7 protein-coding genes and 2 pseudogenes are annotated in these 7,035 nt (G+C 54.8%); 2 read left to right on the forward strand and 7 right to left on the reverse strand.

What is annotated here, in order from left to right; genetic code table 11:
* On the reverse strand, positions 1–448 hold a 448-nt coding region (locus tag LWH94_RS18570; protein ID WP_232903230.1), incomplete at its 3' end, for a transposase.
* A 185-nt stretch (positions 449–633) separates the two neighbouring features.
* Here LWH94_RS18570 and LWH94_RS18575 point away from each other — a divergent pair.
* A pseudogene (locus tag LWH94_RS18575) lies at positions 634–2,192 on the forward strand (IS3 family transposase).
* A 100-nt stretch (positions 2,193–2,292) separates the two neighbouring features.
* Positions 2,293–3,222 (forward strand): alpha/beta hydrolase family protein, encoded by a 930-nt coding sequence (locus LWH94_RS18580; RefSeq protein WP_232903231.1) that lies wholly within the window; start codon positions 2,293–2,295, stop codon positions 3,220–3,222.
* Positions 3,223–3,321: 99 nt separating this feature from the next.
* On the opposite strand, the pseudogene LWH94_RS18585 reads toward LWH94_RS18580, so the two are convergent.
* The 6 genes and pseudogenes from LWH94_RS18585 to LWH94_RS18610 form a co-directional block, all read right to left on the reverse strand.
* Positions 3,322–4,122: pseudogene (locus LWH94_RS18585) on the reverse strand (IS256 family transposase); the annotation flags it as partial.
* 251 nt (positions 4,123–4,373) lie between these two features.
* A complete protein-coding gene (locus tag LWH94_RS18590) occupies positions 4,374–5,627 on the reverse strand; it encodes an IS256 family transposase (protein WP_232903232.1) in 1,254 nt (417 codons plus the stop codon).
* A 244-nt stretch (positions 5,628–5,871) separates the two neighbouring features.
* Positions 5,872–6,132, reverse strand: coding sequence for a hypothetical protein (locus LWH94_RS18595; RefSeq protein ID WP_232902064.1), 261 nt, complete (start codon positions 6,130–6,132; stop codon positions 5,872–5,874).
* A gap of 22 nt (positions 6,133–6,154) precedes the next feature.
* Positions 6,155–6,448 carry a hypothetical protein gene (locus tag LWH94_RS18600; RefSeq protein ID WP_232903233.1) on the reverse strand — a complete coding sequence of 98 codons (294 nt, stop codon included), beginning with the start codon at positions 6,446–6,448 and terminating at the stop codon, positions 6,155–6,157.
* On the reverse strand, positions 6,441–6,698 hold the full coding sequence (locus tag LWH94_RS18605) for a hypothetical protein (RefSeq protein ID WP_232903234.1): 258 nt from the start codon (positions 6,696–6,698) through the stop codon (positions 6,441–6,443). The genes LWH94_RS18600 and LWH94_RS18605 overlap by 8 nt, the downstream gene beginning before the upstream one ends.
* A gap of 41 nt (positions 6,699–6,739) precedes the next feature.
* The coding region (locus tag LWH94_RS18610) for a hypothetical protein (protein WP_232903235.1) at positions 6,740–7,035 on the reverse strand (296 nt) is incomplete at its 5' end.

The following is a 7,035-nucleotide window of genomic DNA, read 5'->3' on the forward strand; positions in this document are numbered from 1 at the left end:
TCAACCGGCTGATGGTGTTGGCGGACAGCCCCTTGGCCTGATCGACCAGCAATGCAGCCAGTGCATCCTGGTAATCGCCGGTACTCACCCCCTTCAGATACAGCCAGGGCAGCAGCTCCTCGACACTCCGGGCGCGCTTCAGGTATGGCGGCAACAGAGAGCTGTTGAAGCGGACGCCGGAACCGCTGCGATCCCTGACCTTCGGCACCTTGATCTCGACATCGCCGATACCCGTCTGGACAGTGCACTCTGGCAAATAGCCATTGCGCACGACAGCCTTGCGACCATCCGGTAGCCGATGTTCAGCATGCTGCTCCAGTAAAACCTGAAGTTCAGCTTCAACGGCCTGTGCGATCAGTTCTCGGGCACCATTGCGAAGCAACTCAGTCAGCGGGTCAGTCACACCTTCCTCTGGTTGTGAAAGAGTTCTCAGGGTAGACTTGGTCATGGCGTATCACCTTCTGTTGATTGAGATCTTGGTCGTGATCAATCAACAGGATACGCCATCCTCCTATCTCCCTGTACACCAGATATCACCATAACTCCACGCAGCTGGGCACCCCCCTCTGTCAGGATAATTGACGCGCTCTTTGTTAAACTCTCTTAATCATTCAGGGGCGTTGGGAGATCTGTATGCCTCGTTACTCCGATGAGCGACGTCAGGCCGTAGTGGCCAAGCTGTTACCACCGTACAACCAGAGCGTTGAAGAAGTAGCCCGCCAGGAAGGTATTTCCTCAGCTACGGTTTACAAGTGGCGTAAAGAAGCCCGTGCGGAAGGCCGCTGCCTGCCTGATACCAGTGATCAGGGCGCTGAGGGCTGGTCCTCCCGGGACAAGTTTGCAGCCGTGCTTGAGACCGCATCAATGAACACCGAGGAGGTCGCCGCTTGGTGCCGCCAGAGAGGCCTGTACCCTGAGCAACTGCAACGCTGGCGACATGATTGTGAACAAGCGGCCAGCCTGTCTCATGACGAGCGCCGTCGCGAAGCCGAGGAGGCTCGGCAGCAGCGCAAGCGCATCAAGGAGCTGGAACGCGAGCTGCAACGTAAAAACTCAGCATTGGCGGAGACAGCTGCACTGCTGACCCTGTCAAAAAAAGTACGGGCGATCTGGGGGGACGAGGAGTCATGATCAGCATCGAAGATCGCCAAAACGCCGTACAGCTGATCGCCAGGGCCTGCGACGACGGAGCCCGCCTCAGTGCCGCCTGCGAGGTGGTCGGTATCTCGATTCGCACTCATCAGCGCTGGACGCGGGAGGGCGATGTCAAGGAGGACCAACGCCCTTTTGCCGAACGGCCGGTGCCCGCCAATGCCCTCACGCCAGAGGAGGAAGCTGACATCCTGAAGCAGTGTCACCGGGAAGAGTTTGCTGACCTGCCACCGGATCAGATCGTGGTGCGCTTGATGGACGAAGAACAGCGCTATATCGCATCAGTTTCCAGTTTTTATCGTGTATTGCGCAAGCATGGTCAGCTGGCTCATCGAGGTCGTGCCAAGGCCCGCAAATCACGGCCAGCACCGACTACGCATACGGCAACAGCACCCAATCAGGTCTGGTCGTGGGACTGTACCTGGCTCCCCGGCCCAGCCAAGGGGACCTACTACTATCTGGTGATGATCCTCGATATCTTCAGCCGCAAGGTGGTGGGCTGGGAGGCTTTCCTGGGCGAGTCTGCAGCCAACTCCCGTACCGTCATTGAGCGAGCGGTGCTGGCCGAAAATATCGTGCGCCAGCCGCTGGTGTTACACGCCGATAATGGTAGCCCCTTCAAAGGCGCGACCTTGCTGGAGAAGCTGCGGGATCTAAAGATCCAGCCATCGTTCAGTCGGCCAAGAGTGAGTAACGATAACGCCTTCTCCGAGGCCCTGTTCCGCACCTGCAAGTATGTACCGCACTATCCCGCAGATGGCTTTGCTGATCTAACGGAAGCCCAGCAATGGGTACACAGGTTCGTTCAATGGTACAACCATGAGCATCGTCACAGTGCCATTCGCTTCGTAACACCGGTGCAGCGCCATACCGGAGAGGACAAGGCGATACTGGAGAAGCGCCATGCGCTCAATCTCGCAGCCAGAACGGCACATCCTGAGCGCTGGAGCGGTGGCACCCGTAACTGGGAACCGGTGACATTCGTATCGTTGAATCCAGAGCGGAAAGTGGTCACTGAGGCAGTGAGAGTGGCTGCATAAAAATCAGACAGGGCGACAGATACCTTGACAGTTACCGTTTCCCACGTCTATGGTGGAAAGTGTTCGTTTAAACATATATCTGTATCACTTGGAGTGGAAAATGACGACGGAAAAACAACCAACTGAAGCACAATTTGAAGTTATTAAAGCAGTCGCTGAGTTTTCGGCAAAACCAATGCGAACCCCTGTATTACGCAACCCAGATGAATATGGCATGGATTATGAGGACTTGTTCTTTCCATCTTTAGACGGCGTCCCTCTTGAGGCTTGGTACATCCCCGCAGCAAAAAAATCTGACCTTTTAATTATTGCAAACCACCCACTGCCAATGAATCGCTATGGTTTAGCAGGACACCTTGATCCTTGGACATTCATGGATCCAACAGAAATTAATTTTTTATATGAAATAAAACACCTGCACGATGCCGGATACAATATCCTAACGTATGATTTACGTAACCTAGGCCGCAGTGGTACCGGCAACAATGGTGCTTGTGGTGTTGGTCGTTATGAATGGCGAGATTGTATAGGTGCAAAACAATACGTTGATAATCACCCCGAGCTATCAAAAATGAAAGTCGGATTACTAAGCCGTTGCACCGGTGGTAACGCTCAGTATGAAGCGATTTCACGCCATCCAGAATTGTTTGAAAATGTGTCTTGTATGGTGAGTCCACTAGTAGTCTCAATGGAAGCCTTTACTAAAAACTACGCGAACTCTGTTCTTGACGGGGCTGGTGACTTCCCAGAAATACTGGATTTTGAGCAAATCAAAGCTGGCGGTTTAAAAAATGCAGAAATGACACCACACTTATTTGCAAAAGATGTCAAAATGCCAACACTGGTTGTGCAAGTTCGTGGAGACAAGTGGACTGAAGATTCTGATGGTCAGAAAACCTATGAGCTATTGGGCTCTGAAGAGAAAGAATTGTTCTGGATTGAAGGCACAACGAGACGCTGGGTTGGCTACAATTACTTTGGTCAGAATCCAGAAAAATTACTTGGCTGGTTTGATAAGTACATGAAGTAATCTGCTAATTTATGACGTTAACCTGTCAAAGCATGGGTTTGATACTATCTATCAAACCCTTTTCTTTAAGGCGGCAAAAAGGGGTCAGACCCCTTTTTCCGCGCTCTTGTGCACCCAGCAGCGCTGATGGCGGGTGTCCGGATAGCACTTGGCCAGTGCTTTCCAGAAGCCCAAAGCGCCGTCGCCGATGGCCAGCTTCGGGCTGGTCGTCAGGCCTCGGGCCCGCAGTCCCGACAGCAGTTCTGACCAGCTGGCCTCCGACTCGCGGTAGCCGTCCTCAACCGCAACCAGCTCCTTGCGCCCATGCTCCGTCACGCCGATGATCACCAGCAGGCAGAGGCGGTCATCCATGCGCACGTTGCTGTATACGCCGTCGGCCCACCAGTACACGTAGCGGCTTTGGCTCAGATCTCGCTGACACCACTCCCGGTGCTCATCGATCCAGTGCTGCTTCAAGCGACTGATGGTGTTGGCCGACAAGCCCCTGGCCTGATCACCCAGCAACGCGGCCAGTGCCTCTTGGTAATCGCCGGTGCTCACACCCTTCAGGTACAGCCAGGGAAGCACTTCCTCCACACTCCGGGCTCGCTTCAGGTACGGCGGCAGCAAGGTGCTGTTGAAGCGAACCCCGGAACCACTCCGATCCCGTACTTTCGGCACCTTGATGTCGACATTGCCGATGCCGGTCTGGACGGTACGCTCGGGCAAATAGCCATTGCGCACCACGGCCTTGCGACCATCCGGCAGCCGATGCTCAGCATGCTGCTCCAGTAGCACTTGGAGCTCGGCCTCAACGGCTTGTGCGATCAACTCGCGGGCACCGCTGCGTAACAACTCGGTCAGCGGATCTGTTACCTGTTCTTCTGGTTGTGAAAGCGCTCTCAGGGTAGACTGGGTCATGGCGTATCATTCTCTGTGGGTTGTGATTCTTGCCGGAATCAATCAACAGGATACGCCATCCTTCTATCTCCCCGTACACCAGAAATCACCATAACTCATCCGCACCTCCACCTAGTCATTTTTACGCGCTGATCAACAAGACTGGGCGTTCGGCTGCACGACCTGAATGATAGCTTGGCGGGTTCGGTATCCCGGTGATGTCAACGCTGAACGGTGGTCTGGGGAGTTATTGTCAAATCTGGTGTACGGGCTCAGGCGGCGTTCCTGTCTGACTGATCCTGTACTTGTTCCCCATCCTTGAATTTCACGTTGTTGACCACGAGGGCCAGCAGATCAAATCCCTTGATCCGTTTCCAGCGCTTCTGCGCGGTTTCCAGTAGCTTGTAGACCATCGCCAGCGTGGTCTCTCGGGAGCCGCAGTTCCGCGCTCTCTTGCTTCTCAGGCGCACCGTCGAAAACGTCGATTCGATCGGATTGGTCGTCCGGATATGGACCCAGTGTTCTGCCGGGAAGTCGTAGAACGCCAGCAGCGCCTCACGATCCTTGCGCAGCCGTTCCATGGCGCCGGGATACTTCGACTCGAAGCGAACCAGAGTCCGGTCAAAGGCCTTGTGTGCGTCAGCCCGCGTCTCGGCCATCCAGATCTCATGCAGCGCCGCCTTGACTTTCGGTTGCACCGACTTTGGCAGCGCGGACAGGATGTTCGCCGTCTTGTGCACCCAGCAGCGCTGATGGCGGGTGTCCGGATAGCACTTGGCCAGTGCTTTCCAGAAGCCCAGGGCACCGTCACCGATCGCCAGCTTCGGGCTGGTCGTCAGGCCCCGGGCCCGCAGTCCCGACAGCAGTTCTGACCAGCTGGCCTCCGACTCTCGGTAGCCGTCCTCAACCGCAACCAGCTCCTTGCGCCCATGCTCCGTCACGCCGATGATCACCAGCAGGCAGAGGCGGTCATCCATGCGCACGTTGCTGTATACGCCGTCAGCCCACCAGTACACGTAGCGCTTCTGGCTCAGATCACGCTGACACCAGCCGCGGTGCTCATCAATCCAGTGCTGTTTCAATCGACTGATGGTGTTGGCGGAAAGCCCCTTGGCCTGATCGCCCAGCAATGCAGCCAGTGCATCCTGGTAATCGCCTGTACTCACCCCCTTCAGATATAGCCAGGGGAGCAGCTCCTCGACACTTCGAGCCCGCTTTAGGTATGGCGGCAACAAGGAGCTGTTGAAGCGGACACCGGAGCCGCTGCGATCCCTAACCTTGGGTACCTTGATCTCGACATCGCCAATACCGGTCTGGACAGTACGTTCAGGCAAATAGCCATTGCGTACCACAGCCTTGCGGCCATCCGGCAGTCGATGTTCAGCATGCTGCTCCAGTAAAACCTGAAGTTCAGCTTCCACGGCCTGAGCGATCAGTTCGCGAGCACCGTTGCGCAGCAACTCAGTCAGCGGATCGGTCACTTGTTCTTCTGGTTGTGAAAGAGCTTTCAGGGTAGACTCGGTCATGGCGTATCACCTTCTGTTGATTGAGATCTTGGTTGTGATCAATCAACAGGATACGCCATCCTCTTATCTCCCTGTACACCAGAAATCACCATAACTCAATCAGCGCCGAAGGCCGCATAAAATGGATTTGCGAACACGACCCTGGAAAATAGAATAGGTAACTTTTGGCAAAAATTCGCTGTTCAAACGCCGGAAAGCCTGCAACCCGTACTAATAAAGTTGGTAACTTTGTACCGGTTTCCAATCATGTTTCGCCACGCTCAAGGCCATCAACGGAAGGCCCCGAACCACCGTCGCCACCGTCGAAATCACCAGCAAGATGGGCAACAATCAGTTTTCCAGATCCGCCATCATTAAAGCGCAGGCTTCCAGAGCCGGTTCCACCAAAAACTTGGATTCCCAGCGCCTCGGCTTGTTTGGCGTACCTCGAAAGCCCTTTGGCAATGCGTTCGACCTCTTTGGTGTCGAGCCCCGCCGCCTCACATTCCGCGTCATTCACGTACATGGCCGGTTTCCAATGTTTGTAATCATCCGAAAAACAACAGGTAAACTGCCACTGGCGCTACCACGAGGCCGACGACACCCATGGTGTGAATCGACACAACGCCCCGCTCCGAATCGCGTTCAGAAACCTTGCTGAAATAGCGGTACATGTACGAGGGCCACCTGAATACCATCGCGCTAGCGCCCATGCAGATAAAAGGCAGTACACCAAGCAGTCTCCACTCGACAACGCCAGTGATGCTGGTCATCGCTGCCCCCAACATGAACAAGGCGGCAAGAAGGGCGAGCGTAAGGGCAGTCTTCATTCCATCAGTCATACGGTTTCCAATCCTGTTTTTTAGTGTAATGGTGCAGTTCTTCGAACTGAATTAGCGCCCATCGAACGAATCCATAAAACAACAAGGCGGCCCCCGGCAGCATCACCAGTTTCCCGACTTCGATTGCCTTGCCACTGAAGATAAAGCCGCTTTGGCCTGCCGTCTCGGCAATCGTGTTCCATGCGTAGGGGAGCGTTCCTGCCGACGCGATAATTGCTCCGATTAACACCATAATTTGAAAGCGTTTCATGCTTGGCATTCCTGGCTTTGGCATATATGGTCGTTTTCCAATCATGTTTGTTTGTAGGGGAGGCCGTTGATCGCGTCGAGGTCTTTGCGAGTTGGTCGGTTCGCAATCCGGCTCATTTGCCGCTCACCAACACCCCAGCGTTCCCCAATGTCTACCAGGCGCCAGCCTTTAGCTCTGGCAATTTTGTGAAACTCAGTTTGCTTCGCACTGTGCGTATTCCGGCGAACGTGACCGGTCATTCCGGGGATCGTGACCGGTTTGCACACGGCCATCACGCTGGAGTCAGTTTTGTACTCTGAGCGGTCACGATGGGTCAACCGATTCCGTGTTTTGTGCC

This window comes from Marinobacter sp. G11, assembly GCF_021282325.1.
Lineage (GTDB): Bacteria > Pseudomonadota > Gammaproteobacteria > Pseudomonadales > Oleiphilaceae > Marinobacter > Marinobacter vinifirmus.